The organism is Mesorhizobium sp. M1273, from assembly GCF_040318195.1.
GTDB lineage: Bacteria > Pseudomonadota > Alphaproteobacteria > Rhizobiales > Rhizobiaceae > Mesorhizobium.
Genome location: NZ_JAMYLV010000043.1, coordinates 1 through 25,889 on the forward strand (window position 1 = coordinate 1; position 25,889 = coordinate 25,889).

A 25,889-nucleotide genomic window follows, 5' to 3' on the forward strand; every position below is an offset into this window, starting at 1 on the left:
TGAGGGAGGGCGGCTACCCTCTCTCAGCGTTCCTTTCTGACCCATTCGGCAGCGAAAGTCATAAGACAAGCAATTCCAGGAAAAGTGTGAAACGGTTTTCCGTTCGGAATTGTGTCAAAACAAGAGAGATCGGTTCAGCGTTTCCCCCGATGAACCGTTCTAGGCTCGGACAGCCCTTCTTCGAGGGAGAACAATCATGGCTCACGCCCAGCAGGAACTGGTCGAATTCGTTATCAGCAAAGCGTTCAATCCGGTCATGCGGGCCAAACCAGACGGAAAATCCGATGCCGAACGCAAGACGCTCGAGCACGTCCAGCAAGCCACGAAGACCGAGATCGAGCGCTATCGCCATTACGGCTCGGCCGAGGAGGTCGCGACCAATTTCAAGCGCGACCTGAGCTCAGATGCCGCCAAAAAGTTGCACGCCCAGCTGCGGCGCCTGCATCTGCCGACGATCGAGGATATTCGCGACGAATTTGAGGACAAAGCCCGCAAGCTCGGGGTCAAGGCCTCGTCGTAGATCCGCGACCGGTCCTCGGTGACGTCCGTCAGGCTGTCATCACAAACCGTCCTTGGTCGGAGGCCACCCTGACCGAACCGTCTCGGGGATGTTGTCCGACGTCAGATCGCCCCGATTGAGCTTTTCAATCGCTTCATCGGCTTCGCTTTCGTCGAGACCGGAAAGCGGCAACCCGCCGACCACGACGGCTTCGTCGCTCTCGCTGTCATAGACCTCCCAGAGGCCTTCCGGATCCTGTCGTTTGTCGAACGGCATGGCACTCCCCAACACCGCTATTGTACGCCTGCCACCCATTTCAGGGCCTGGGCTTTTTCGTCCTCCGGGAACACCCGCGCCTCGATTTGCGGAAACAGCGCGTCCGTCAATTCCGTGGCTGCCTTGATCCATTGCTTGTCGGAAATCACCGCGGCACGTTTGAAGCGGTGGAGCTCGCCAAGTTTGCTCAGCCCATACTGCAGGTCGCGCCGCAAGGCGCCAGCCGTCATGTCTTCGAAATCAGTAAGATCGGTCAGGACGCCGATGTCCTTATGGTCGCTCAGTTTCGCTTCGATTGCCGGGATGACTCTGTCGTAGTCGTCCGCCGTCACAGTGCCGGTGACACGAAAGGCGGCGACGTTCTGGGGAGCCGAAATCATCTCGATCATTTTTTCCTCCGGTTTCTGACTGGCTGGCTGCCTGAAACAAACTCGGGCCATTGGCGGATGTTCCCTGCCGGAGGCGTGCTTGGCTTCAACCTGACATGGTTAGAACGACGATCGGCCGGCCTCCCCGACCGGCGCTCGGATCGCCTGGGTGACGACGGTGTAACGCGTGATTTGGCCCTCCTCGGGGTCCACTCCGTCGAAGTGGATTTCTGCATTCAGCGGCAGCTGCGCGGTGTTGCCGAACTGCTTGACCGCGGAGACATGCACGATCTGCACGTCGGGGTCGCGCTTCATGGCGTCCATCGCCGCAAGCTCGGCGCTGCTGCTGCCGCCGATCCGCCAGCTGGCTTCCAGCACTCCCGATCGCCAGATGCCCGAGGAATCGACACCTTGGCCGATGTCGTAGTTGCGCCGTGAGGCAAAGAATCCGGGATAGCCATCCATCGCGGCGTCGTAGATCCTCGCCTGCGCAACAGCCAAACTTAGCGCCGGAGAAAGCTGCAGCCCGTCCAGCGCCTCCCATCCGCCGCGCACGACGACCAGATCGGATCCGCCGTAAACGGGCTGTCCGGCATTGTCGGCCGTCATTCGCTGCACGCCGTAATAGGCGACCGATGTTCCGTCGATCGCCGTTCTGCCAATGCTCAGCGTGACGATGTCGCGAAGCTCCGTTTCGAGAACAAGGCCGTATTCCCTCAGGTCGGAGGATGGATATCGTTCCAGCAGCCTTTCGATGTCGGCAACGGTCGCGGCGGTGTGCTGGTCGCGGCCTCGCGATGCGCGCGGTGGCTTGAACCGGACCAGCCCCACCTGCAGCAGACGTTCCGCTGCGCGCAGCGCGTCATCGCGTGAAAATGCGGTATAGCCGGGCAGTACGGCAGCGCCGACGGCTCTGCCGAAGCCGGCTGGCCATTCTTTTGGCCGTGCCGCCGACCCGTCCACCAGCTCGTGGGTTATGGCCTTGGTGGTTGCGAGGCGCCAGGGCACCACGCCGCCGAAGAGGTCGTCGGGCCCGTTGATGCCCAGTTGGACCGCATCGGCAGCAAGCAGGCTGTCGTCCGGCACGAAATACACTCGGCGACTGTCACCGCCGCCGTCACGCAGGCCCTCGCGGAAGGAAAATCCCTTCAACGCTGCAATCGTGCGCGCGACGGCAGCGACGGTTTCCCGTTCGTGGGCATAGATGGTCTCGCCGCCCGGCGCGGAGAATGCGACCACAACACCTTTCGCCCCGCTTGGTTGCTTACCGCTTAGCCCGGTCATGTCGCGCCCTTCGTCCATTGCCGAGCCTCTTGCCGCCATTCCGCGGCGATGCGTCCGAACCGAAAAACCCGCTTCCTCGGCGAATGTTCCGGCCAACGGCCGGCAATCCGGTTTGACCGGGTTTGACCGGGGCGGCGACCGGAACATCGGCGGCTCGTAGCTGTTTATGAGGGAATCTCAGACAGGGAGATGGAGACCGTGGCTTTCACTCTCAAAAGCTCTGCCTTTGCCGATGGCGAAAAAATACCGCCGCGCTATTCCCGCGACGGCGGCAACGTCTCGCCGCCATTGGAGTGGACGGACGCGCCGCAACGAACCAAAAGCTTCGTCCTGGCCGTCGAGGACCCCGACGCCCCTTCAGGCATGTTCCGTCATTGGGCGGTCTACGACATCGACGCACAGCGCAACTTTCTTCCCGAAGGCACGACCGCCGGCGCCAAGACCGAGAGCCTCGGACACGGCGTCAACGATTTCGGCAATCCTCATTATGACGGCCCCCAGCCGCCGCCTGGGCATGGGCTCCACCATTACCATTTCCGGCTTCTTGCACTCGACGCCGAGACGCTTCATCTCGGCGAGAAGGCTGCCGTCGAAGACGTGCTGAAACAGGCCGAGCCGCACGTCGTGGGAGGGGCCGAGCTCGTCGGCACGTTCGAACGGGCTTGAGGACGCCACGCCACCCCGTCGCCTGGTTCGGCACAAACGGAGAAGCATGATGGACAACAAATCAAACCCTGTCGACCAACCCATATCCGGCAAGAAAGCCAGCGGCAGCGACAAGGCCGAGGCACCGAAGGAAGCAGGCGATCAGGCACGGAAAGCCCAGGAGTGGGGCGGCGGCTTAAAGGCCTCGAAAGGCGCGATATCGCCGCAGGATCGCAAAAATCAAAACTCCAGCCAGCGCAGCTGATACCGGTCCGTCATCCGGCAACGCGTCTGAAGCGGCGGGCAAGGCCGGGCTGGAGGCACTGCGCTGCGCCTCAAATCGCTAGCGGTTCATGTTCATGATCGCATTCATCGGCATCAAATTGTGGTCGAGATTGGCCATGATCCAGATCGAGCCGCCGATCACCAGAACTACGATCAGCACGCCGAAGGCAAGCGCCAGGGCGTTGTTGGTGTTGTCCGGTCCCGTCGTGATGTGCAGGAAGAAGACGAGATGCACGCCCATCTGGGCGATCGCCAGCACGACCAGCGCCACCGGAATGCCGGGTGCCCATATCAGGTTGGTTCCGGGCAACCAGAACGAGGCGATGGTCAGCAGCGTTGCCAGCCCGAGGCCGATCACATAGCCGCGTAGCCCGGATCCGACCTCGGTGTCGCCGAGGTATTCGTCACCCGGCGCCGTATCGATGTCGTAGCGCTCCAGGCCATCGGTGTCGCGCCGTTGCGCGTGGCGATCGTCCGCATTGCTCATCGACTTGCTCCCAGGAGATAGACCACCGTGAACAGGGCGACCCAGATGATGTCGAGGGCGTGCCAGAACAGGCTGAAGCACATGAAACGCCGAAGAATATCGTCGCGGAATCCCTTGGCGAAGATCTGCGCCATCATCGTGAGCAGCCACAGCAGCCCCGCCGTCACGTGAAGGCCATGGCATCCCACCAGCGTGAAGAACGCCGACAGGAAAGCGCTGCGCGTCGGTCCGGCACCGCTGGCAACCATATGCGCGAACTCGCGCAACTCGAGCAGGATGAAGCTGGCGCCGAGCACGAAGGTGACAGTCATCGCGACATAGAACCAGGAGCTTCGCCGCGCTGTCACGGCAAGGCTGGCGAGACCGCAGGTAAAGCTCGAGAACAGCAAAGCGGCCGTCTCGATCGCGACGTTGCGCAGGTCGAACAGCTCGGCCCCGCTCGGCCCGCCCGCCGTCTTGCCCGCCAGCACGGCATAGGCCGCGAAGAAGGCCGAGAACATCACGATGTCGCTCAGAAGGAAGATCCAGAAGCCGTAGCCCACGACGATCCGGATCGGTGCCGGGCCGCCGTCGCCGTGGCCGGGTGCATGGCCGTGCCCGCCATGGAGGCGGTAGGGGTCACGCTCTCGAACGTCGATCGCGGTCATGGCCTTGGCCCCGTGTAAGTGGCCAGCGCCTCGCGGCGCGCACTTCGGTTGGCGCGGTCGATCCGGGCGACTTCGGCGGCAGGAATGACGTATTCGGGGATGTCGCGCCACGCGAATACGACGAAGGTGGCCAAAGCACCGAGCGCGCCGAGCGCCACCATCCACCAGATGTGCCAGATGAGAGCAAAGCCCATCACGGTCGCAAAGAAGGCGCAGATGAACCCGGTGGGACTGTTGCGGGGCATCTCGATCGGCTCGTAGTCAGGCTCGTCGCGCAGCCGGTTTTGCTCGCGTGCCCGCTGCTTGATGCTCCAGTAGGGCTCTTCGCCCTCGACATGCGGAAGCGCGGCGAAGTTGAAGACCGGCGGCGGCGAGGGCGTGGCCCATTCCAGCGAGCGGCCGTCCCAGGGATCTCCGGTGGCGTCGCGAAGCGCCGCGCGCTGCCGGATGCTGACGACGAGTTGTACGATCTGCGCGACCACGCCGGCGGTGGTGATCAACATGCCGACGCCGGCAACCAGCACCCACGGATGCCAGGCCGGCACGTCGAAATGCTGCATGCGGCGGGTCATGCCGAGCAGGCCGACAGTGTAGAGCGGCACGAAGGTGGCGTAGAACCCGATCAGCGTCAGCCAGAAGGCCAGCTTGCCCCAGCCCTCGTGCAGCCGGAAGCCGAATGCCTTGGGAAACCAGTAGGTATATCCCGCGAAGGCGCCGAACAGCACGCCGGCGATGATGACGTTGTGGAAATGCGCCACCAGGAACAGGCTGTTGTGGAGCAGGAAATCGGCCGGTGGCACCGCCAGCAACACACCCGTCATGCCGCCGATGACGAATGTCACCATAAAGCCCAGCGACCACAGCATTGGCGTCGCGAAGCGGATGCGGCCGCCATACATGGTGAACATCCAGTTATAGATCTTCACGCCGGTACCGACAGCGATGATGCTGGTGGCGATGCCGAACGCGGCGTTGACGTCGGCGCCGGCGCCCATCGTGAAGAAGTGGTGCAGCCACACCATGAAGGAGACGATGCAGATGAAGAGCGTCGCGGCCACCATCGAGCGGTAGCCGAACAGCGGCTTGCTGGAGAAGGTGGAGATGACCTCCGAGAAGATGCCGAACGCCGGCAGGACGAGGATGTAGACCTCGGGATGGCCCCAGGCCCAGATCAGGTTCACGAACATCAGCATGTTGCCGCCAGCTTCATTGGTGAAGAAATGAAAGCCGAAATAGCGGTCGAGCGTCAGCATCGCGAGCGTGGCGGTGAGGATCGGGAAGGCGGCGACGATGAGCAGGCTGGCGGCAAGTGAGGTCCAGCAGAACATCGACATCCTGAGGTAACTCATGCCGGGCGACCGCATCTTCAGGATCGTGGTGACGAAATTGATCCCGGTGAGCAGCGTTCCGACGCCCGCTATCTGCACGGCCCACAGATAATAGTCGACGCCAACGCCCGGCGAATAGGCGGTCTCGCTGAGCGGCGGATAGGGCAGCCATCCGGTACGCGCGAATTCACCGATCACCAGCGAGATGTTGACCAGCAGCGCACCGGTGGCGGTGAGCCAGAAACTCACCGAGTTGAGCGTCGGAAAGGCAACGTCTCGGACGCCGAGCTGCAGCGGCACGACCAGGTTCATCAGGCCGATGACGAACGGCATCGCCCCGAAAAAGATCATGATGGTGCCGTGGGCGGAAAAGACCTGGTTGAAGTGGTCGGGCGGCAGATAGCCGGGCGCCTGGAAGGCGAGGGCCTGCTGCGACCGCATCATGACGGCGTCGCTGAAGCCGCGCAGCAGCATCAGCAGCGCCAGCAGCGTGTACATGACGCCAATCCGCTTGTGATCGACGCTGGTGATCCATTCGCGCCAGAGATAGGGGAAATGGCCGGCCAGGAAGACCCAGGCCAGCACGCCGAGGATTGCCAGGGCGACGACCGCCGAGGCGATCATCGGCAGAGGCTGATCGAACGGAATGACGTCCCAGCTCAATTTTCCGAGCATTGTCAGCCTCCTGCCTTGGGCGATACGCTCGGCCCGGGGCGACCGGCCTGGGGGCCGGGCGCGGGTGGAACGCCCTGCGTCGCGATTTCGTGGAAAAGGTCCGGCTCGACCGAGCGATAGGTCGAAGGCGGCACGTCGATGCTCTGTCTGGCCAGTTCCTGGTAGCTGGCCTTGTCGAGTGCCTGTCCCTGGCTTCGCGCCGAATTGACGAACGCCTCGAAGGCATCGGCCGCGACGGCATGCAGCACGAATTGCATGCCTGGAAAACCGTCACCGCTGAAATGGGCCGACCGCCCATAGAATTCGCCCGGCTGATCCGCCTGCAGGTGAAGCTGCGTCGTCATGCCGTTCATCGTGTAGATCATGCCGCCGAGCTGAGGCACGAAGAACGCATTCATGACGCTTGCCGAGGTAAGCGAGAAATGCACCGGCCTGCCCGCCGGCACCACGAGCTGGTTGATGCTCGCGACATTCTGCTCGGGGTAGATGAACAGCCATTTCCAGTCGAGCGAGACGACCTGCACCTCAAACGGCCTTTGCTGGGAATCCAACGGCTTCATTGGGTCGAGGTCATGCGATCCGATCCAGATGATGCCGCTCAGAAACAGGATGACGAGGATGGGGATCGACCAGACTACCAGTTCGATGCGTCCGGAATAGGCCCATTCCGGCAGGTACCGCGCTCTTGTGTTGGTTTCCCGGAACCACCAGGCAAAGCCGAGCGTCGCCACGATCGTCGGGATGACGATGGCCAGCATGATAGCGACCGAATTGAGCAGGATCGTCCGCTGCGCCGCCCCCACCGGCCCTTGCGGATCGAGCACGCCGCCCTGGCAGCCGGCAAGCAGCGCGGCAACAAGCATCGTCGCGCCGACGCGGCCAACACGGATGGCGGCACAATTTCGAACGATCGCCCTCAGCAACATGACATCTCGCCGTTTCCTGAAAACCGATGGAACGTTGCAGGCAGCGTGGCTGCCAACCCCCGAATGTGCGCGCCGGTGTGCTCCTGGCGACAGTTTCTTCACGCACGGGGCTCCGGCTGGCAGAACCACACGCGGCGGACGTCATCGTTAAGCGGTCAACCTGTCGAGAACCCTCCAAATCCTAAAAACCAGCGGCAAATCCCAAGCAACCAGAGCCAAATCCTAAGAAATCAGAAACAGTGCCCAGATCGAAGTTATCGCCAGAAACGTGGCGAATGCCAAGGCGGTAAACCGGTTCATGGCCCCGCCCACGGTTGGTCCATTTAGTCCGCTCCCTGCGACGTGGCTGCTGATTCCAATGCTGCTGCTCAAGATGGTTGCGCCAACCGAACGAATGTTCGTCGCGAAAGTTCCAAAAAGCCAGATCCGTCGCAGCCTTTGGTTGCAGGCCGGCGGCAACGCGATGCGCACCAGGGATGGTTGGGCGGCTTTCTCGCCAAGCGGAAGCGAGGACTGGCTTTGCGTATGTAAAAACTACTTGTCTAGGTGAAAATAGTTGCTACTAATCGGCTGGGCCGGCGCATGGCCGCCTCTGGGAGGAATTTCGGCATGACAAGACTGCGCGGCCTCGCGTGGGATCACCGACGCTGCTGGGGTCCGCTCGACGCCAGCATCGGGCCGTATTGTGCCGCCAATCCCGGTCTTGAGATCGAATGGGACCGCCGCAGCCTCTATGAGTTCGGCGAGGGCGCGCTTGGCCCGGTGCTCGGCGCCTATGACCTTGTCGTGTTCGACCATCCGTTCATCGGCGATATTGCCGAAGGCGGGCTGATGGTGCCGTTCGATTTGTCGGCCGAGCAGCGCCACGGCTTCGAACGGGATTCGGTCGGCACATCCTGGCAATCCTACGCAAGGGACGGGCTTCAATGGGCGTTGCCGATCGATGCTGCCTGTCAGGTTGCCTCGTATCGCCCCGATCTCCTGGAGCGCTACGGACCGCTGCCGCGCAGCCATGACGAGGTGCTGGAGCTCGGCCGGCGCGCCTTGAAGGACGGCAAATGGCTTGGGCTGCCGTTGGTGCCGACTGACGCCATGTGCCTGCTTTTGACGCTCGGTGAGCCCCGGGAAGACGGCGACGAGTTCATCGCCGGGGAAAAAATCGAGCGGGCCGTCGGGCAATTGCGCCAGCTTGCGGCGCTGTCGCATCCGAACTCGCCGAAATGGAACCCGATCCGTTGCTACGATCACATGATCGCGCATGACGACGTGGTCTACGTGCCGTTCGCCTTCGGCTATGTGAATTATGCCTCCAGGGCCGACAGGCCGTATCTGCGCTTCGCCGACGTGCCGACGCCGCGATCCGCCGGCGCCTTGCTCGGCGGCGCCGGCATCGGCGTCAGCGCCCAATCGCAACACAAGCAAGCCGCCATCGACTACGCGCTGTTTCTGTGCTCGCCCGGCTATCAGCGCGGCGACTATGTGAAATCCGGCGGACAGCCGGGGTCACTGGCGGCGTGGCAGGATACCGAGGTCAACGCTCTCTCGGGCGGCTTCTTCGCCTCGACGCTGGCGACGATCGAAGCCTCCTATCTGCGCCCGACCCATCCGGGCTTCATCAGCTTCTTCCGCCAATGCGCCCCTCATGCCGCGGCGGCGATCGCCGGCGAATTGCAGGCGGCCGAGCTCGCGGATCGGCTGAACCGGCTCTATCGCGAGACCAGGCATGGCCAGCCGCAACGGAGCGTCGCGTAATGGCCGCCGATATTGCCCAGATCGTCGACGAAGGCGAAAGCGGCCGCAACGGCTATCGGGTGCCCGCTGTGGAGAAGGCGCTCGACATACTGGAATTCATGGCTGCCAGCGGCGAGCCGCTGACCCAGACCGAGATCGCCACCGGAATGGGGCGCTCCATTCACGAGATATACCGCATCCTGCTGCTGCTGGAGAAGCGCGGCTACATTTTCCGGACGCAATCGGACCGCTTCCGCCTGTCGCTGAAGCTGTTCGAACTGGCGCATATGCATCCCCCGGTGAACCGCCTGGTCGAATGCGCGCTGCCGGTGATGCGCGGCCTCGCCGCCAATGCCGACCAGAGCTGCCATCTGGTCGTGCGCGAAGGCGAGAGCGCACTGGTCGTGCTGCAGATCGATTCGCCTTTGCCGATGCGTTATTCGGTTGCCCTTGGCTCGCATTTCCCGATCCTCGAAACGAGCTCCGGCGCGGTGCTGCTGGCGCATTCGAGCCGCGCCGAGCGCGACCGCATCGTCGAACGGATCGTCGCTGCAGGCGAAGGCCAAGGCAGCCGGGCGGAAATCGAAGCGCGGCTGAACGAAGTCGCAAGGCTCGGCTATGAAATGCGCGCCTCGCTGGCTGTCGAGGGCTGCACCAACATTTCGATGCCGGTGCGCGACCATACCGGCGCCGTCATTGCCGCGCTCACTGTCCCCTTCCTGCCGCAAAAGGCCGCCCGCTTCGATCGCAGCACCGTGTTCGAGCGGACGAAGGCGGCGGCCGAGGCGATATCGTCGGCGCTGGGCGCGGGCGAAGCTGCCGCCTCTTCACGTGCCGACCCGGAACGGCGGGACTATCCGTTCAGCAACTGACAAGAAATACAGGGAGAAGAAACATGAACTGGTCCAAATCGATGCTGTTTGCCTCGGCGGCGGTGCTTGCTCTGAGCGCCGCCGCGGCACACACCGAAAACATGCCGAAGCGCATCGGCTACGTCACCAACTACGCCACCCATGAGTGGTATCAGAACGTCATCAAGGGCATGCAGTCCCGCGCCAAGGAACTCGGTATCGAGCTCGAGGTGCAGGACGCCAATCTGGACGTTGCCAAGGAGGTCTCCGCCGCCGAAGATTTCATGGCCAAGGGCGTCGACGTCCTGATCATCACGCCCGTCAACGAGGAAGGCGTCGTGCCGCTGCTGCGCCAGGCGAAATCCAACAACGTTCCGGTCGTGCTCGAAGGCAATCCGGTCAAGGGCATGACCACAATGGTCGCGATCTGCGACTACGACACCGGCTACACCGCCGGCGTCGAAGCCGGCAAATACGCCAAGGAAAAGCTCGAAGCCAAAGCCAAGGTGATGAATGTCGGCCTGCCGCTGCTGTCCGCCACCGTGCTGCGGTCGCAGGGTTTCATGGATGGCCTCAAGACCATCATCCCCGACGCGGTCATGGTCCACGACCTCGACGGCGGCGGCAATCCCGATCGCGCGCTCGAAGTCTCTTCGGCGGCTCTTGCCAAGAACGCCGACATCAACATCATCTACGGCATCAACGATTCCTCCTCGCTCGGCGGCCTTCAGGCCTGGAAAGCGGCCGGCAAGTCGCAGGACGGCCTCTTGACTGTCGGCACCGGCGGCGAAGGCCTCGCCTTCATCAATGCGATGCAGAACGAGCCGTCCTACCGCATCGAGGCCGCGATGTTCCCGGAAAAGGAAGGCTACACCGCCATCGATGCAGCGGTTAAGCTCTTCAATGGCGAAGAGGTGCCGGAACACATCGTCAGCCCGACCGCGCCGATGAACGGCGACGACTGGAAGAAGTTCTACGACTACGATGGCACCACACGCAAAATCAAATGGGATGCCGTCAATGCGCTTCAGCCACCGGAAAAATGCATGAAAACTTCCGCCGATCTGAAGAAGTAAGGATTCCGGGTAGCCCTTCCCGCACGGCGGGAAGGGCGGCGGATCGGATATGCCGAACGGCAAAACAGGGCAACCGTCCTGTTTTGGCCGGCAGGTTCGAAACCGCGACGGCACCCGATGGCCCGGAAATGAAATGGACATGAGCGAGCTTACGCAATCCTCTGCGCCAAGGCGTTTCATCGGCGGCCAGCTGCTGGGCAGCAGCCAGCTGGTGCTCGGCGTGATCCTGGCCGTGCTCTGCATCGCCATTTCGATTGCCGCGCCGCAATTCTATTCCGAGGCCAACATCATCGCCATCCTGCGCCAATGCGCGCTGGTGCTGATCGTTGCCTCCGGCATGACGATGCTGATCATCACTGCGGAAGTCGACCTGTCGGTCGGTGCATCGCTGGCTTTTGTCGGCTGCATCGGCATGGCCGTGCTCAATTCAACGCACAGTCTGACGCTCGGGCTGCTGACGGCGCTCGCCTTTTCAGGCGCGGTCGGCCTTTTCAACGGCCTCGTCGTCACCAGCCTCAAGGTGAACTCGCTGATCGCCACCATCGGCACCATGATGATGCTGCAGGGCGGCGTTTACCTGTTCACCCGCGAGGCGGTGCAGAACCACCACCGGCTTGCCAGCTTCACCGATCTCGGCGCCGGCTATCTCGGCGCGATCCCGCTGCCCGTGGTCGTTGCCGCGCTGATTGTCGCGCTGGCCGCGGCAACGCTGCGCTTCACCACGCTCGGCCGCTATCTCTACGCTGTCGGCGCCAATGAGCGCGCGGTCCGCCTCTCCGGCGTGCGCTTGCAACGCTTGAAACTGTTCGCCTTCGTCGTCACCGGCCTGTGCGTCGGCGTCGCCGGCATGATCCTGTCGTCGCTGATGAATGCCGGCCAGCCGACCGCCGGCCGCGGCTTCGAGCTGACGGTGATTGCCGCCGTCATCCTCGGCGGCACCAGCCTGCTTGGCGGTCGCGGCTCGCTGCTCGGCACGTTGCTTGGAGTGCTCGTGCTGAAGGTCATCGACAACGGCATCATCATCCTCGGCTGGAACCAGGACCTGCAGATGGTGGTGCCCGGCATCGTCATCATCCTGGCGACCTATCTCGACATCGTGCGGAACAGAGCCAATGTCGGTTGATTTCCTTCACCCCGGCGAAACCGTGGCCGTCGACAAAAGCGTGCCGGCGCTGGAGATGCGCGGCATCGGCAAGCGTTTTCCCGGCGTGGTGGCGCTGGACAATGTCGATCTGACCTTGGAACCCGGCAAAATCCATGCCCTGATGGGCGAGAACGGCGCCGGCAAGTCGACGCTGATCAAGATCATGGCCGGGGTCTACGGCAAGGCTGCCGGCACCATCCGCCTGCGCGGCCGCGAGGCCGACATCAAGTCGCCGCGCGATAGCCTGAAAGAGGGCATCAAGGTGGTGTTCCAGGAGATCGCGCTGATCGCCGAATTCAGCGTCGCCGAAAACATCTTCCTCGAAGGCTATCCGACCGGCAAAGGCGGCTCGATCGACTGGAAGAAGATCCGTGCCGATGCGGCCGCTCTGTTCAAGCGTATCGGCTTCAACGTCGACCCGGCGGCGCGCACGGGATCGCTGCCGGTCAGCCAGCAGCAGATGGTCGAGATCGCCCGCGCACTCGCCCATGAGGCCCGCGTCGTGGTGATGGACGAGCCGACCTCCTCGCTGACGCCTAACGAGGTCTCGCTGCTGTTCACCGTCATCCGCCGGCTGGCCGCGCTGGGCATCGCGGTGCTCTATGTCAGCCACAAGCTCGACGAGGTCTTCGAGATCGCCGACACCGTGACCGTGCTGCGCGACGGCCGCCACGTCTCGACCAGGCCGATCGGCCAACATACCAACGACACGCTGATCCAGGACATGATCGGCCGGCGCATCGAAAACCTGTTCCCGCGCAAGCGCGGCGCGCCGGGCAGCAAGGTCGCGCTTTCCGTTGAAGGACTCAGCACCGCCAAGAAGCTGAAGGATGTGTCGTTCGAGGCGCATGCCGGCGAAGTCCTCGGCTTCTTCGGCCTGATGGGCGCCGGCCGGACCGAGCTCGCCAAGGCCATCGTCGGCTACGACCCGATCACTTCCGGCGCCATTTCGGTCGATGGCAGCCGGCTGCTGCCGCACGAAACGCACACCGGCGTCCGGCTCGGCATCGGCCTGCTCACCGAGGACCGCAAGAGCGAGGGGCTGATGGGCGAGTTGCCGGTCTACCAGAATGCCAGCCTCGCCTCACTCGGCGCCTTCGCCAGAATGGGCTTCATCGACAAGGTCAGCGAACGCAAGGCGGTGCAGGACTATGTCGACCGTTTCCGCATCCGGACGCCCAGCCTGTTCCAGCAGGTCAAGAATCTGTCCGGCGGCAATCAGCAGAAAGTGCTGATCTCGCGCTGGCTGATGCGCGGTCTCAAGGTGATCGTCGTCGACGAACCGACCCGCGGCATCGACGTCGGCGCCAAGTCGGAGATTTTTGCGCTCATCGACCGGCTCGCCGGCGAAGGCCTGGCGGTCGTCATGATGACGTCCGAAATGCCCGAGCTGCTGGGGCTTGCCGACCGCATCGCGGTGATGTGCGAAGGCCGCCTCACCGCGATCATGCCTCGCGACGAGGCCACGCAGGAGAACATCCTCAATGCGGCAATCGGCTAAGACGATGACGCTTCGCAAAGGGACCAAGCGATGAGCCTGGCAAGCACCGACACCATGAAAGCTGGGCCGTCCATGCTGGCGCGGCTCGTCGCGCGGCAGGAATTGGCATTGCTCCTCTGCCTCATCCTGGTGATCGCGTTCTTTTCCTTCACCGCCGAGAATTTCTTCTCCGTGCGCAACATCACCAATGTGCTCGGTCAGGCTTCGCTGGCGCTGACAGCCGGCATCGGCTGCGCCATCGTCTTCATATCAGGCGAGGTCGACATCTCGATCGGCTCGCTGCTGGCGACGATCGCACTGCCGCTGATCATCATCATGAACGACACGAATTCTCTGCTGCTCGGCATCAGCGGCGCGCTGCTGTTCGGGCTGATCATCGGCGTCGTGAATGGCTATCTGACGGCCTATGCCGGCATCAACTCGCTGATCGTGACCCTGGGCACGATGTTCATCATGCGCGGCGGCGTTTATCTCTATACCGGCCAGCGTGCTATTCCAGACGACGCCGCGCTCGACAGCTTCATCGCGCTGTCGGACGGCCGCCTGTTCAACGTCGTTCCCTATTCGGCTGTCATCGCCATCGTCCTGCTCGCCGTCTTCGCCTACGTGATGCAGCACCGGCCGTTCGGGCGGCAGATCTATGCCGTCGGCGGCAATCCGGAAGTGGCACGGCTGGCGGGTTACGACGTGCGCCGCGTCAAGTTCACCTGCTTCATCATCAGCGCGCTGCTGGCGACGGTAGCCGGCATCATCCTGGCAGCCCGCGTCGGTTCGGCGCAGCATACTGCCGGGCTGAATTTCGAGTTCCAGGTCGTCGCCGCCACCGTGCTCGGCGGGGTGAGCCTTGCCGGCGGCATAGGCAGCCTGACCGGCATGGCGCTCGGCGTGCTGATCCTGCAGTTCCTGTCCAACGGGCTGCGCGGTCTCGGCCTGCCGACCGAGTGGCAACTGGTCATCACCGGCATGATCATCATTGCCGCCGTCGCCTTCGACGAAGCAAAGCGCCGGCGCGCCATTGGAGGCTGATATGGATCGTCTCAAAGGGAAAACCGCAATCGTCACTGGCGCCGCCGACGGCATCGGCCACGCGATCAGCGAGGCGATGGCAAGGGAAGGCGCGCACGTCTTCCTCGGCGACATCGCCGACGAGAAGGGTGAAAAATTCGCAGCCGAGCTGCGCGCCGCCGGCCACCGCGCCGACTACATCCATTGCGACGTGGCGGAGGAGGCCGACATCGCCGCCCTGATCGACGCAGCCGTCGGCAAGACCGGCCATCTCGATATTCTCGTCAACAATGCCGCCATCGCCATCGGCGGCATGCCGGTTCACGAAATGAGCGACGAGCAGTGGCACCGGCTGATCGCGGTCAACCTTACCAGCGTGTTCCGCGGCTGCAAATATGCGCTGCCACATATGATCGCGCAGAAATCGGGCTCGATCATCAACATGGCCTCGGCACAAGGGCATATCGGGCTCGACGGCTGGACCGCCTATGCCGGCGCCAAGGGTGCGGTGATGGCGATGACGCGCCAGATGGCGGTCGAGTTCGGCCCGCTCAACATCCGCGTCAACTCGATCTCGCCCGGCACCATCAACACGCCGATGAACGACAAATTGGTCAAGGAGATCGGCGGCAATCTCGCCAAGGCCTGGGTCAAGATGCATCCGCTCGGCCGCATCGGCAAACCGTCCGAGGTGGCCGAAGCCGCCGTCTATCTGGCCTCCGACGCCGCCGGCTTCACCACCGGTACCGACCTGCGCGTCGACGGCGGCCTCACCGCGGCACCCCGCTACGTACCCGACCTGCTTTGACAACCAACGAGACATGAAATGAACAAAGCCCTCGAAGGCGTCCGCATTCTCGATTTCAGCCATCTGCTGCAAGGGCCGTTCGCCACGCAGCTGCTCGGCGACATGGGCGCCGACATCATCAAGATCGAGCGTGCCGGCGCCGGCGACATGTTCCGCGGCATGACCTTCTTCGCCAAATGGGTCGGCGGCTCCGAAAGCCCGAATTTCCTCGCCTGGAACCGCAACAAGCGCTCCATCGCGCTCAACCTGAAAAGTCGCAAGGTGCATGCCATCATCATGGACATGGCTGAGAAGGCCGATGTGGTGGTGCAGAATTTCCGCCCCGGCGTGCTCGCCAGGCTCGGCTATGGCTACGAGGATTTCAGGGCGGTCAATCCCGCCATCATCTATTGCTCGGGCTCAGGCTATGGCGAGGAAGGCCCCTATGTCGAGCGCCCCGGCCAGGACATGCTGATCCAGGGATTGTCCGGGTTGATCTCCAACACCGGCCGCGGCGATCAGGCTCCTGTTCCGGCCGGTGCCGGCCTGGCCGACCAGATCGGCGCCATGAACATGGTCTACGGCATCCTGTCGGCGCTCTACTATCGCGAGAAGACCGGCAAGGGCCAGAAGATCGAGGTCAATCTGCTCGCCGGCATGCTGGCGCATCTCAATCAGGAATATGTCGCCGTGCTCAATCTCGGCGAGGATTTCGTGCGCCCGAATTCCGGCATCGGCCACCCCGGCATGCAGGCGCCGTTCGGCGTCTACGAAGCGAAGGACGGCGGCTATGTGTCGATCGCCATGAGCCCGTTCAAGACGCTGTATGAAGTGCTGGAGGCGCCGCAGCTTGCTGTCTACGACGATCTGAAGACCCTGTTCGACAGGCGCGACGAGGTGTTCGACAAGGTCAACGCCGAAACCAGGAAGTTTGCCACGCAGGACCTGCTGGCGCGGCTGCTCGCAGCCGACATCTGGTGCGCCGAGGTGAAGGACATAAGGCGCGCAGCCGAGGACCCGCAGGTTAAGCACCTGGGCATGATCACCAGCTACGATCATCCCCGCGGCGGCAGGGTCAGGGTGGTCGCGCCGGCGGTCAAGATGAGTGAGACGCCGGCTACCATAGAGCGGCCGGCGCCGCTGGTCGGCCAGCATGGCCGCGAGATACTGGCCGAGTTCGGCCTCTCCAGCGGCGAGATTGCAGCGCTTGAGGCGTCCGGCGATATGACCGTGGATGCTGCCTGACGATGAGCGTTTACCAGACACTCAGCTTGGAAATATCCGGGCGCGTCGCAGTCGTCACCTTCCGGCGCGCCGATCAGCTCAACGCCATGAACCGGCTGATGCAAAGCGAGATCACCGAGGTTTTCGAGGCGCTGTCGCAGGATGACGGCGTCGGCGCGATCGTGGTGACCGGCGAGGGGCGCGGCTTCATGGCCGGCGCCGACATCAAGGAATACGCTGCCCAGACGGCTATCGAGTTCGACGCCTTCCAGGCCGCCGGCACGCGCATGTATGCGGCGGTCGAGAACAACCGCAAGCCGGTCATCGCCGCGGTCAACGGCTTTGCGCTCGGCGGCGGCATGGAGCTGGTGCTGTGCTGCGACATCGTCATCGCCAACCAGTTCGCGAAGCTCGGCCTGCCCGAGATCAAGCTCGGGCTGGTCCCGGGCGGCGGCGGCACGCAGCGCAGCGTCCAGAAGCTCGGCCGCAACCGCTCCAACCTTTTGCTGATGACCGGCGCCATCGTGCCGGCTTCCGAGCTCGCCGCCGGGCTGGTCAACGAGGTCGTCGACGCCGAAAAGCTGATGCCGCGGGCGCTGGAACTCGCCGGCATGATAGCCGCCGAACCGGCTGCCGCGATCGAGGCATTGAAGGCGCTGACGGCGCACGCCGTGTCGGGCGACTTGGCGGAAGGCCTTGCCATGGAGCGCGACGTACTGGGCGGGCTTTATCGTAGCGAGACCGGCCAGCAGCGGGTGAAGGCGTTCGCCGAAAAAAGCGCCGCGCGGCCGAAGGCTGGGCAATGACATCCCTGGTCAAGCAAAACCGGCCGCGCTTCACCGATGTCGAGGGCCTGGCCGCGATGGTCGGCGGCGGCGACGTCTTCGGTGTCGGTGGCCATCATTTTGCCCGGCGGCCGATCGCCCTGCTGCGGGCCATCGCCCGCTTGGGCGTCAAGGATCTTCGCTATGTCTGCTGGGCCGGCGGCCTGCCGCTCGAACTGCTTCTCGAAGCGAATGCCGTGGCGGAGGTTGATATCTGCTTTTCCAGCCTCGATATTTTTGGCTTGCCGCCGCGCTTCCGCGCGGCTGCCGAGACCAATGCCGTGCCGGTCCGCGACTGGACGGCGCTGGCCATGATCCAGGCGCTGCGGGCGGGGCAGCAGAACCTGCCGTCGATGCCGTTTCAGCTTCCGGAGGGTTCGGACATGCTGGCGCGCGTGCCGGGTGCGATCGCCGTGCCCGATCCGATCGTGGGAGCCACGACCGGGATCATCCCGGCCTTGCGGCTCGATACGTTCGTCGTCCATGCCCAGCGTGCCGACGAGAGCGGCAATGTCCAGATCATCGGACCACGGGCGCTCGATTTCGCCATGGCCGGCGCGGCGCGCGAGGTGCTGGTGACGGTCGAGGAGATCGTCCCGGTCGGAGCGCTGCGGCATGATGGTCGGCAGAGCATTTTGACCCGCAACCAGGTGTCGGCGATCGCGCTGGCACCAGGCGGCGCCTATCCCGCCTCCTGCCTGCCATTCTATGTGACGGATTATCAAGCGTTGGCGGGGGCGTTCGCGGCCAAGGAAATACCTTTGCCGGACAGACTGAGCATGCCTTCGGAAGGCGTGCCGGAGCGGGTTCAAGACGCTGCAAAAGTCGGCGCTGAAACAGTCCTCGCAATGCCCAGGCTCGTGCACGGCAACAAGGAGGCGTCCATCGACGAGATCATCGCCGCCCGCATCGCCGCTGAGCTTAACAATGAGAGCTTTGCCAGTGCCGGCGCGGTGTCGCCGCTCGCCAATGTCGCCTACCGGCTGGCCAAAGCGACGCACGCGCCGGACATGATCATCGCCACCATGAGTTGCGGCCATCTCGACATAGCACCGAGCCCGATGATCCTGTCGCTGATCGAAAGCCTCGATTGCGAGACGGCGGTGGCGCATGCCGGCGGCGACGACACCTATTCGACCTATTACCAGGCCGGCGCGGTGACGCATGAGATCGTCGGTGCCGCGCAGGTCGACCGCCGTGGGCGCGTCAACACCATTGCGCTGCGCAAGCGTGACGGCAGCCTTATCCGGCTGCCCGGGCAAGGCGGCATGGCCGACGTCGCCAACATGCATCGCGATTATCTGCTCTACGTCCCCCGCCATTCCGTGCAGTCGCTGGTCGAGACGGTCGAGATTGCCAGCTCGGCGCGCGGCCTGTTGACTGAGGCCGAACGCGAGCCGATGGGCTATCGGACCGGCGCGGCATTGGTGTTCACCGACCTTTGCGTGTTTCGGCTCGACGGGGAGAGCCGGCAATTGGCCGTCATCGAGACCATGCCGTGCGTGACGCGCCAGCAGCTCCAGGATGCCACCGGCTTTGCCCTGACATTCGATGCCGATTGCCGCGAAGTTGCGCTACCCTCGAACGAGACGCTCGACATCCTGCGAAACCGCATCGACCCGCTCGGTCTGCGGCGCCTCGAATTCGTCAGCGCGAGGGAGCGCAGCGCCCTGATCGCCGAGATCCTGGCTACCGACCGGCGGATGGTCGAGCGCTGCATCGCCGCACAGCGGTCGCATACTGCACCGGATTGAAGGGGGTGCGCATGGCAAAGCCGTTGCTCGAAATGTCGGCCGCGAGGGTCTTCTTCGATGGCATCTTCACCAGCCCGCGCGTCGCGCATCCGGAAGGCGTGGCGATCCATCGCGACGGCTCGATCTGGTGCGGCACCGAAACCGGCGACCTGCTGCGCTTGGCCGCCGATGGCGGCTCGGTCGAACGCATGGGCGGCACGGAAGGCTTTCTGCTCGGCATCGCCTTCGATAGCGCGGGAAACTGTTTTGCATGCGATTTGAGACATTCGGCGACCTTTCGCTGGGATGCCGCGACGGCTGATATGACGCGCTTCGCCTCGGCGGGCATCCGCGTGCCGAACTATCCCGTGATCGACGAGGCGCGCGGCTGGCTCTACGTGTCGGACAGCGTAGGCGAAGACAACCGCTCCGGCATTTTTCGCTACGATTTTAAGACCGGCGAAGGCGGCCTGTGGTGCAGCGAGACCATGGCCTTCGCCAACGGCATGGCGATGGCGCCGGGTGGCGATGGGCTTTACGTCGTGGAAAGCCATGCAGCCTGCGTCAGCTATGTGCCGATCCGTGCCGACGGCACGGCAGGACCTCGCCAGCTCGTCGTGGACGGCGTGAACAACGTTCCCGATGGCGTCGCCTTGGCGCCGGACGGTTCGCTGTTCATCTCATGCTACGAGCCGAGCCGCATCTACCGCTGGCGAAAGGATAGCGGGCTCGAGGTGCTGATCGAGGATCCGGCGGCAACGACGCTCGCCCACCCAACCAACATCGCCTTCAAGGGCGACAAGCTCTACACCGCAAATCTCGGCCGCTGGCACATCACCGAGATCGATTTGAAGGCGATTTCCTAGATCGGGCCGAACCGGGCGGCGTTCCTCAGGGCTATTGGAGGCGGCCGTGACTGGAGCGGATGCGCAACACCTGCACCCGCGACGGCAGCTCGATCAGGAACTCTTCGTCCCGCTCCAGATGGTGGATTTTCGTCGGATCGCCGCCGGTGAACGCCGCCATCGCCTCGACGTTTTCCCAATAGGAGATCGTCACGAATTCCGAATGGGTCGGCGTGTCCTCGCGAAAGGTCTGAACGCCCAGCGCCTTCTCGATCAGCGGCTTGATGCCGGCCTCGTAATTGTAACTCTCGTAGGCATCCGCCTTTTCAGGCGCGGTTCTGCCGCGCCAGATACGAGCGATGGTCGGGGTTTTCTCCGTAGCTTTCTCTGTCATGGCCAATGAATTCCTGCTGGTCTGATTGGTCCGCGGCGTTCGGCAAGGCCAGCCAAGGAACGCATCTCCCCGGCTGGCAGCCTGGTATCCAGTTGCCGGCGACTTTTTATCCTCCCCGGCCGACGAGCTCGCGCTGCCCCAGACAGGCCTCCTGCCGACCGGTAGGAGACTTACTCCTGATCCTCGGCGCCGCCTCCGTGGAAGAAGGACCGGATTTCCTGCATGTCGACGCTGCCGTCACCGTCCTCATCGACGGCGTTGAATATTCGCCCGACGAAATCCTGGACTTCGCTCTGAGAAAGCGCGCCATCGCCGTCCGCATCTACTATGGCGAACATCATTCGCATCTTCGCGCCATGCATCCCGCGTGGAATGCCGCCGCGCCCTCCCATCTCCCACCCTCGCTCAGGCGGGCCCATCCTGTAGTCGCGATGCCAGCGGTCGGGACCTCGCCGTTCTGTCCAGGGCGCGCGATCTTCCTGCATTCTCTCCTCCAGCATCTCAGTCATCATCTGGCGCATCATATCGCGCATGGCATCCTGGCTCTGCCCGATCACTCCGGGCGACGGTTCGGCGCCACGATCCGGTGCCGGCGCGGCGGGCGCAGGTGGGCTCGTCTGGCCGAATGCCGGCGCGGCCAACATGGCCAGCGCCGCGACAATTACAGTGGTTTTGCTTGCGAGCGTCATCGTATTCTCCATCGGTATGAATTGTGGCCGAATATGTCTGCATCCAAGCCAAACCGGCTGCTCGCCTCATGGTTCCTGGGCAGTCGGCACAACGGCGGAAAAGTCCGCCCGATCGCGGCAACGAAAGCTCGTTGTCCACGTTGCCATGGATGGATGCGACGCTCCACCAGGAGGAAAAAATGGCCGACGATAAGAGCAAGCGAGATTTCCGCGAGCGCGACCGCGTTTCTACGGAAGACGACCGTGAAGTCGAGTATTTTGCCCAACAGAACGGCATCACCGCCGATCAGGTCCGCCAGCTGATCAAGAGCTTCGGCAATGATCGCGGGCGCCTGACCGTAGCTGCGAAGGCATTGCGAGGGATTTCACCTGCCGGAGCCGACGAGGTGACCAGGGAAGCCCGCCAGCAGGCGACATCCATGCATCTCGGCAAACCCGACGAGTGATGCCAGGCAACTGCTCTGCCGCTGCCGCGGGCGTCAGAACTTGCGGCTCAAATAGTCCGAGCCGCGCAGGCCGAACCGCCACTCTGCATCGACAGCCTTGGAAATGCCGATCCGGCGGCCTGTCAGAACGGCGCTGGCGTCGCCCGGCTGCCTGAATTCGAATGGCGGCACGTCCAGCGGCAGCCCGTCATGGGATTTGTCGATTGCCAGCGCCTGGCAAAGGCGACCCGGTCCCGAACAAAGCAGCCGGGGATCGTCAACGCCGCGATTGGCCCGCATCACCTCCAGCCCGGATTGCGGTTCGATTGCGCGGACAAGCACGGCACTGCCGGGCAGGCACACGGCATTGAGGCACCAATGCAGGCCATAGGAGCGATAGACATACGCGCTGCCTGGGGCGCCGAACATTGCGCCGTTGCGCACCGTCCTGCCACCGAACGCATGCGAAGCCGGGTCATCCGGGCGATAGGCCTCGGTCTCGACGATGATGCCGCCAACGCCGTGCAAGAGCAGCGAGGCGCCAATCATGTCGCGCGCCACGGTGGTGGCGTCACGGGCAAAGAAACGATGGGTCGTGGTCATTGTGCGGCAGACTCGATCGCGCCTGGACCTGGCGCGTCAGCAAGTTCCCGGACCGGACACGAAATGTCCAGCCACAGCTCTCGGATGAAGGTATTCAGCGCAGCATGGCTGCGCCGATGAAAACCGCCGCGGCCAGCACGACGATGGCGGCAATCACCAGCACCGGCCAATATCTGCTCGGTTGGACGTCGGGCTCATCCGTCAGCGGGCGCATCGCATTGGCATAGCTCGCCTGGTTGGTAAACTTCGCCGTTTCATGGCGCGCGGCAGGGCTCTTCGGCGGAGCGTTGCCGGCTGATTCCGCGTCGGTCTCCATGGGAGCCGCAGCCGGGTCGATGCCCGGGGTCTTGTCCCCTTCGCGCCCGGCGTCGATATCGCCCCGCGCTTGAGCCGGGCTTCGCCCAAGAGGTGCTGCGTCGGTCATCGTCGAGGTCCTTTCAGAGCATCGGCCTCAAGCATTCTAACCTGCGTCTCATTTCAAAGTTCCCCCGTTTCAAAATTCCCCGGTTCAAAGTTCCCCGGTTCAAAGTTCCCCCGTTTCAAAGTGCCAACGAGCGGAAACCGCCTGGGCCTGCTTCCAGGAACAACCGGCGATCGAGCGGGTTGAGCAAGCATCGGGAGAGCAACATGGACTTGGTGCGCCACGCGCCCAGATCGGCAGTTCGAAACAGGCTCCAGCGCATGATCTACTTCACCGCCGACACGCATTTCAGCGACCCGCGCATTTTGCGCATCGACCGCCGCCCGTTCGGCTCGCTGGCGGAACATGACCGGTCGCTCGTTGCGTTCTGGAACGAGACTGTCGGGCCGGACGACGAGGTCTGGCATCTCGGCGATTTTGCCAGGGGATCGGCCGCGTTCGTGTCGTCGCTTCTGGCGTCTCTTCATGGCAGCAAGCATTTGATCATCGGCAACAACGATGCTGCGGCCACCATCGAGGCCACAGGTTGGGCGAGCACGCAACACTACAAGGAGCTGGCGCTCGACGGCAGTCTGCTGATCCTTTGTCACTACCCTTTTCGCACCTGGAACCAGATCGGCAGGAAATCGATCGACCTGCATGGCCATTCCCACGGCAGGCTGACCCCGGTCACGCGCCAGTATGACGTCGGCGTCGACAGCTGGGATTTTCGTCCGGTCACGCTGACCACCATGCTTGCCAGCCGCGGCCGAAGGGCGGCGCGGCAAAGCCGTCAAAAAGTCGAGTGATCGAAAGTGCCGGCCGTGCGTTGAGGAATTTCAACGCCAGGGAGCACGCCATGAACAGACGTGAACTGATCGATGCCGACGGCGGCAAGCGTGTCGCAAAGCCCATCCCGCGCGATGCCGCGTTCGACAGCACCTTGGCCCTGCTGCGCGAGGGCTATGACTTCATTTCGGCCCGCTGCCGGCGCATGAACACCGACATCTTTGCGACGCGCCTGATGCTGCGGCCGGCAATCTGTGTCCGTGGTGCCGAGGCTGCCGAGATGTTTTATGGCGGCGACCACTTCACCCGAATTGGTGCGATGCCGCAGACCACGCTGCGTCTGCTGCAGGACAAGGGCAGCGTCCAGGCGCTCGACGGCGCCGCTCACCGCCACCGCAAGGCGCTTTTCCTGTCGATCCTGTTGGATGGTGACCAGATCGAGCGGCTCCGCGCAACCTTCCGTCGCGCCTGGCTCGACCAGCTGGAAGACTGGCAGCGGCGTGACGAGATCGTCCTGTTCGACGCCGTAAACCTCGTCCTGACCCAGGCGGCAGCGGCTTGGGCCGGCATCCCCGCCGACAAGGATCGCGCCGAACTCTGCCGCGAGCTCAGCGGCATGGTCGAGAACGCCGGCGGCATTGGGCCGTCGACCGTGCTGGCGCTGTGGCGGCGACGCCGGACCGAACGCACTATCGGCGAGCTTGTACGGCGCGTTCGAAGCGGCGCGCTTGATTTGCCGGCAAACAGCCCGGTCCGCCTGGTCAGCGAACATGTCGATGCCGAGGGAATGCCGCTCGATCTTGCCAGTGCCGCGGTCGAAATCATCAACATTATCCGTCCAATCGTCGCCATCGGCCGCTTCATCATGTTTGCGGCGCTGGCGCTTCACCAGCACCGCCAATGGTATGACAAGTTCGCCGCCGGCGATGACGACGGGCTGGAAGCCTTCGCCGAGGAGATTCGCCGGCTCTACCCGTTCTTCCCGTTCATCGGCGGCCGCGCCCGCCACCCCTTCGAATGGAAGGGCTACCGTTTCCACCAAGGCGACTGGGTCCTGCTCGACCTGCACGGCACCAACCATGATCCGCGCCTGTTTGTGGAGCCGGACCGATTTATCCCGGAGCGCGGCTTGAGCTGGAAAACCCACGGCTTCGACTTCATCCCGCATGGCGGCGGAGATCCGGCGACTACCCATCGCTGCCCCGGAGAAGCCGTCACCGTCGCGCTGATCATAGAAGCGGTTCGCCTGCTGACGCGGTCGATGGCCTACCAGGTGCCTGATCAGGATATGACCGTCTCGCTTGCCCGCATGCCGGCGCGGCCGAAATCCGGGTTCAGGATAGATAATGTGCGGCAAACACCCCGCTGAAAGGCTGCCGGTCGAACCGGAACCTCTGCGGAGCTGAGGCGTTCGAAAATTGCAAGGCGTAAAGGCAAACGCAATGGCTCAGAAGATCACGACAGGCGCGAACGACCGGCCGCGCAATGAAACCATCGGCCAATCCGGCGAAGGCCTGCCGGACGACAGCAGCAGGCCGCTCGAGGTCGACGAAGGCTGGGTCGCCCGGCTGAGAAACAAGCTGCAGGGCAACCCCCGGCAAGCCGCTCAGACCAACACGGACGAAGTCCCCGCAGGCACTCCAGGCGCTGGCGAGAATATTTGCCGCCGCTGTGCAGGGTCAGGCATGATCGACGGCCGCACCTGCCCCGAATGCGGCGGAACCGGCAAGGTGATGACGCCGATAGGCGGAGGCTGAGCAATTCCAGGAAAAGTGTGAAGCGGTTTTCCGTCCGGTATTTGCGTCAAACAATAAGATAGACAGGTTCTGCGTTTCCGCGGAACGATGAACCGTCCAGCGCCGGTCAGATCGCCGGCACCCACTTCCAGAACACGCCCTCCTTGCGGTCGGGGTAATGCTTGAACTCGCATTCGAAGCGCCAGCCATAGTTCTTGGCGGTGGCAAGCGCCTCTTTGCTGACCGGGTTCATGCCGGTTCCCGGCGCAAACCAGTCCTCCAGCAAGTCGTCGGGGATATAGGCGCCGATCCTCAAAGGCAGCTTTTCGAGGACGACATCCATTTCAGGTGGTGCAGGCACGGGGGCGCTCCTTTGAAACCTACCCGCGAAGAAGCCGTTTAACGCCAAGCGGGTTCATTCTTCTGTTCATAGTCCTGGAACGCCTTCTGGAGACCGCCGATCACCTCGGCAGACGTCTCGAACATCGCCTTCAGCTGCGGCTCATCGACCTTCTCGATGTCCTCGCGAAGGTGCTGCTTCACCTCCTCCAACTTTTTCTGCATTTTCTGCGTGTGGTGGCGTGGATCGCGGTCGGCAGCGCTAGTCATGATCAATCTCCAATTTGTGGATCTCGGAGAACTCGCCCGGCTCTGAGGATCGACAGGCGGGTTTGCAGCGTAAACGGCTTGCCGATAGCTGTGGTTCCCGACT

General features: G+C 63.4%; 32 protein-coding genes. 19 read left to right on the plus strand and 13 right to left on the minus strand.

Going from position 1 to position 25,889, the window contains the following annotated elements:
* Nucleotides 1–196: 196 nt before the first annotated feature.
* On the plus strand, nt 197–520 hold the full coding sequence (locus NKH30_RS29090; protein WP_352539878.1) for a hypothetical protein: 324 nt from the start codon (nt 197–199) through the stop codon (nt 518–520).
* A 39-nt stretch (nt 521–559) separates the two neighbouring features.
* Here the strand turns inward: NKH30_RS29090 and NKH30_RS29095 are convergent, their stop codons facing one another.
* The 3 genes from NKH30_RS29095 to NKH30_RS29105 form a co-directional block, all read right to left on the minus strand.
* A complete protein-coding gene (locus tag NKH30_RS29095) occupies nt 560–775 on the minus strand; it encodes a hypothetical protein (RefSeq protein ID WP_352473044.1) in 216 nt (71 codons plus the stop codon).
* A gap of 17 nt (nt 776–792) precedes the next feature.
* Entirely contained in the window at nt 793–1,164 is a 372-nt protein-coding gene (locus tag NKH30_RS29100; RefSeq protein ID WP_352970331.1) for a SpoIIAA family protein, read from the minus strand.
* A 99-nt stretch (nt 1,165–1,263) separates the two neighbouring features.
* Complete coding sequence (locus tag NKH30_RS29105) at nt 1,264–2,445, minus strand: DUF3182 family protein (protein ID WP_352997672.1); 1,182 nt, start codon at nt 2,443–2,445, stop codon at nt 1,264–1,266.
* 180 nt (nt 2,446–2,625) lie between these two features.
* On the opposite strand from NKH30_RS29105, the gene NKH30_RS29110 reads away from it, so the two are divergent.
* Together NKH30_RS29110 and NKH30_RS29115 are read left to right on the plus strand one after the other, a co-directional pair.
* The gene (locus NKH30_RS29110) at nt 2,626–3,093 is read left to right on the plus strand and encodes a YbhB/YbcL family Raf kinase inhibitor-like protein (RefSeq protein WP_352997673.1); all 468 of its coding nucleotides are present in this window, start codon (nt 2,626–2,628) and stop codon (nt 3,091–3,093) included.
* 49 nt (nt 3,094–3,142) lie between these two features.
* Nucleotides 3,143–3,337, plus strand: a complete 195-nt coding sequence (locus NKH30_RS29115; protein ID WP_352997674.1) for a hypothetical protein — start codon at nt 3,143–3,145, stop codon at nt 3,335–3,337.
* 78 nt (nt 3,338–3,415) lie between these two features.
* Here NKH30_RS29115 and cyoD read toward each other — a convergent pair whose 3' ends face one another.
* Genes cyoD through cyoA form a run of 4 tightly spaced genes read right to left on the minus strand, consistent with a single transcriptional unit; the run spans nt 3,416 to nt 7,420 of the window.
* Nucleotides 3,416–3,844, minus strand: coding sequence for a cytochrome o ubiquinol oxidase subunit IV (gene cyoD, locus NKH30_RS29120; RefSeq protein WP_352473039.1), 429 nt, complete (start codon nt 3,842–3,844; stop codon nt 3,416–3,418).
* Nucleotides 3,841–4,491: a cytochrome o ubiquinol oxidase subunit III gene (gene cyoC, locus NKH30_RS29125; RefSeq protein ID WP_352997675.1), complete on the minus strand. Its 651-nt coding sequence runs from the start codon at nt 4,489–4,491 to the stop codon at nt 3,841–3,843. The genes cyoD and cyoC overlap by 4 nt, the downstream gene beginning before the upstream one ends.
* Nucleotides 4,488–6,494, minus strand: coding sequence for a cytochrome o ubiquinol oxidase subunit I (gene cyoB / locus NKH30_RS29130; RefSeq protein ID WP_352997676.1), 2,007 nt, complete (start codon nt 6,492–6,494; stop codon nt 4,488–4,490). Before cyoB ends, cyoC begins: the two co-directional genes overlap by 4 nt.
* A 2-nt stretch (nt 6,495–6,496) precedes the next feature.
* The gene (cyoA, locus tag NKH30_RS29135; RefSeq protein WP_352539884.1) at nt 6,497–7,420 is read right to left on the minus strand and encodes a ubiquinol oxidase subunit II; all 924 of its coding nucleotides are present in this window, start codon (nt 7,418–7,420) and stop codon (nt 6,497–6,499) included.
* A 358-nt stretch (nt 7,421–7,778) separates the two neighbouring features.
* Here cyoA and NKH30_RS29140 point away from each other — a divergent pair, with 358 nt between their 5' ends.
* From NKH30_RS29140 to NKH30_RS29195, 12 genes are all read left to right on the plus strand, one after another.
* Nucleotides 7,779–7,970 carry a hypothetical protein gene (locus tag NKH30_RS29140; RefSeq protein ID WP_352997677.1) on the plus strand — a complete coding sequence of 64 codons (192 nt, stop codon included), beginning with the start codon at nt 7,779–7,781 and terminating at the stop codon, nt 7,968–7,970.
* Between the two features lie 59 nt (nt 7,971–8,029).
* Complete coding sequence (locus tag NKH30_RS29145; protein ID WP_352997678.1) at nt 8,030–9,172, plus strand: extracellular solute-binding protein; 1,143 nt, start codon at nt 8,030–8,032, stop codon at nt 9,170–9,172.
* Nucleotides 9,172–10,023 carry an IclR family transcriptional regulator gene (locus NKH30_RS29150; RefSeq protein WP_352615125.1) on the plus strand — a complete coding sequence of 284 codons (852 nt, stop codon included), beginning with the start codon at nt 9,172–9,174 and terminating at the stop codon, nt 10,021–10,023. Before NKH30_RS29145 ends, NKH30_RS29150 begins: the two co-directional genes overlap by 1 nt.
* 23 nt (nt 10,024–10,046) lie before the next feature.
* The gene (locus tag NKH30_RS29155) at nt 10,047–11,078 is read left to right on the plus strand and encodes a sugar ABC transporter substrate-binding protein (protein WP_352920088.1); all 1,032 of its coding nucleotides are present in this window, start codon (nt 10,047–10,049) and stop codon (nt 11,076–11,078) included.
* A gap of 139 nt (nt 11,079–11,217) precedes the next feature.
* On the plus strand, nt 11,218–12,201 hold the full coding sequence (locus tag NKH30_RS29160; RefSeq protein ID WP_352997679.1) for an ABC transporter permease: 984 nt from the start codon (nt 11,218–11,220) through the stop codon (nt 12,199–12,201).
* The gene (locus NKH30_RS29165; RefSeq protein ID WP_352997680.1) at nt 12,191–13,723 is read left to right on the plus strand and encodes a sugar ABC transporter ATP-binding protein; all 1,533 of its coding nucleotides are present in this window, start codon (nt 12,191–12,193) and stop codon (nt 13,721–13,723) included. The genes NKH30_RS29160 and NKH30_RS29165 overlap by 11 nt, the downstream gene beginning before the upstream one ends.
* A gap of 30 nt (nt 13,724–13,753) precedes the next feature.
* On the plus strand, nt 13,754–14,749 hold the full coding sequence (locus NKH30_RS29170) for an ABC transporter permease (protein ID WP_352501149.1): 996 nt from the start codon (nt 13,754–13,756) through the stop codon (nt 14,747–14,749).
* A gap of 1 nt (nt 14,750) precedes the next feature.
* Nucleotides 14,751–15,536, plus strand: coding sequence for an SDR family NAD(P)-dependent oxidoreductase (locus NKH30_RS29175; protein ID WP_023677038.1), 786 nt, complete (start codon nt 14,751–14,753; stop codon nt 15,534–15,536).
* A gap of 18 nt (nt 15,537–15,554) precedes the next feature.
* On the plus strand, nt 15,555–16,760 hold the full coding sequence (locus tag NKH30_RS29180) for a CaiB/BaiF CoA transferase family protein (protein WP_352615121.1): 1,206 nt from the start codon (nt 15,555–15,557) through the stop codon (nt 16,758–16,760).
* A gap of 2 nt (nt 16,761–16,762) precedes the next feature.
* A complete protein-coding gene (locus NKH30_RS29185; RefSeq protein ID WP_352769357.1) occupies nt 16,763–17,545 on the plus strand; it encodes an enoyl-CoA hydratase/isomerase family protein in 783 nt (260 codons plus the stop codon).
* Nucleotides 17,542–19,317: a CoA-transferase gene (locus NKH30_RS29190; protein ID WP_352997681.1), complete on the plus strand. Its 1,776-nt coding sequence runs from the start codon at nt 17,542–17,544 to the stop codon at nt 19,315–19,317. Before NKH30_RS29185 ends, NKH30_RS29190 begins: the two co-directional genes overlap by 4 nt.
* Before the next feature lie 11 nt (nt 19,318–19,328).
* Entirely contained in the window at nt 19,329–20,162 is an 834-nt protein-coding gene (locus tag NKH30_RS29195; RefSeq protein WP_352997682.1) for an SMP-30/gluconolactonase/LRE family protein, read from the plus strand.
* Between the two features lie 31 nt (nt 20,163–20,193).
* Here NKH30_RS29195 and NKH30_RS29200 read toward each other — a convergent pair whose 3' ends face one another.
* Together NKH30_RS29200 and NKH30_RS29205 are read right to left on the minus strand one after the other, a co-directional pair.
* The gene (locus tag NKH30_RS29200) at nt 20,194–20,535 is read right to left on the minus strand and encodes an antibiotic biosynthesis monooxygenase family protein (RefSeq protein WP_352821576.1); all 342 of its coding nucleotides are present in this window, start codon (nt 20,533–20,535) and stop codon (nt 20,194–20,196) included.
* A 170-nt stretch (nt 20,536–20,705) separates the two neighbouring features.
* On the minus strand, nt 20,706–21,224 hold the full coding sequence (locus tag NKH30_RS29205; protein WP_352539895.1) for an EF-hand domain-containing protein: 519 nt from the start codon (nt 21,222–21,224) through the stop codon (nt 20,706–20,708).
* Between the two features lie 23 nt (nt 21,225–21,247).
* Between NKH30_RS29205 and NKH30_RS29210 the strand changes: the two genes are divergently transcribed.
* Nucleotides 21,248–21,670, plus strand: coding sequence for a DUF3606 domain-containing protein (locus NKH30_RS29210; protein ID WP_352997683.1), 423 nt, complete (start codon nt 21,248–21,250; stop codon nt 21,668–21,670).
* 33 nt (nt 21,671–21,703) lie between these two features.
* On the opposite strand, the gene NKH30_RS29215 is transcribed toward NKH30_RS29210, so the two are convergent.
* Together NKH30_RS29215 and NKH30_RS29220 are read right to left on the minus strand one after the other, a co-directional pair.
* Nucleotides 21,704–22,252 carry a DNA-3-methyladenine glycosylase gene (locus NKH30_RS29215; protein WP_352539897.1) on the minus strand — a complete coding sequence of 183 codons (549 nt, stop codon included), beginning with the start codon at nt 22,250–22,252 and terminating at the stop codon, nt 21,704–21,706.
* Between the two features lie 94 nt (nt 22,253–22,346).
* On the minus strand, nt 22,347–22,676 hold the full coding sequence (locus NKH30_RS29220; RefSeq protein WP_352539898.1) for a hypothetical protein: 330 nt from the start codon (nt 22,674–22,676) through the stop codon (nt 22,347–22,349).
* Nucleotides 22,677–22,933: 257 nt separating this feature from the next.
* On the opposite strand from NKH30_RS29220, the gene NKH30_RS29225 reads away from it, so the two are divergent.
* The 3 genes from NKH30_RS29225 (at nt 22,934) to NKH30_RS29235 (ending at nt 25,198) form a co-directional block, all read left to right on the plus strand.
* Nucleotides 22,934–23,461, plus strand: coding sequence for a metallophosphoesterase (locus NKH30_RS29225; protein WP_352821632.1), 528 nt, complete (start codon nt 22,934–22,936; stop codon nt 23,459–23,461).
* Between the two features lie 50 nt (nt 23,462–23,511).
* Complete coding sequence (locus tag NKH30_RS29230) at nt 23,512–24,810, plus strand: cytochrome P450 (RefSeq protein WP_352997684.1); 1,299 nt, start codon at nt 23,512–23,514, stop codon at nt 24,808–24,810.
* A 73-nt stretch (nt 24,811–24,883) separates the two neighbouring features.
* Nucleotides 24,884–25,198 (plus strand): hypothetical protein, encoded by a 315-nt coding sequence (locus NKH30_RS29235; RefSeq protein ID WP_352474772.1) that lies wholly within the window; start codon nt 24,884–24,886, stop codon nt 25,196–25,198.
* A gap of 106 nt (nt 25,199–25,304) precedes the next feature.
* On the opposite strand, the gene NKH30_RS29240 is transcribed toward NKH30_RS29235, so the two are convergent.
* Together NKH30_RS29240 and NKH30_RS29245 are read right to left on the minus strand one after the other, a co-directional pair.
* The gene (locus NKH30_RS29240; RefSeq protein WP_352474765.1) at nt 25,305–25,538 is read right to left on the minus strand and encodes a hypothetical protein; all 234 of its coding nucleotides are present in this window, start codon (nt 25,536–25,538) and stop codon (nt 25,305–25,307) included.
* A gap of 38 nt (nt 25,539–25,576) precedes the next feature.
* Complete coding sequence (locus NKH30_RS29245) at nt 25,577–25,786, minus strand: hypothetical protein (protein WP_352474763.1); 210 nt, start codon at nt 25,784–25,786, stop codon at nt 25,577–25,579.
* Nucleotides 25,787–25,889: the final 103 nt, after the last annotated feature.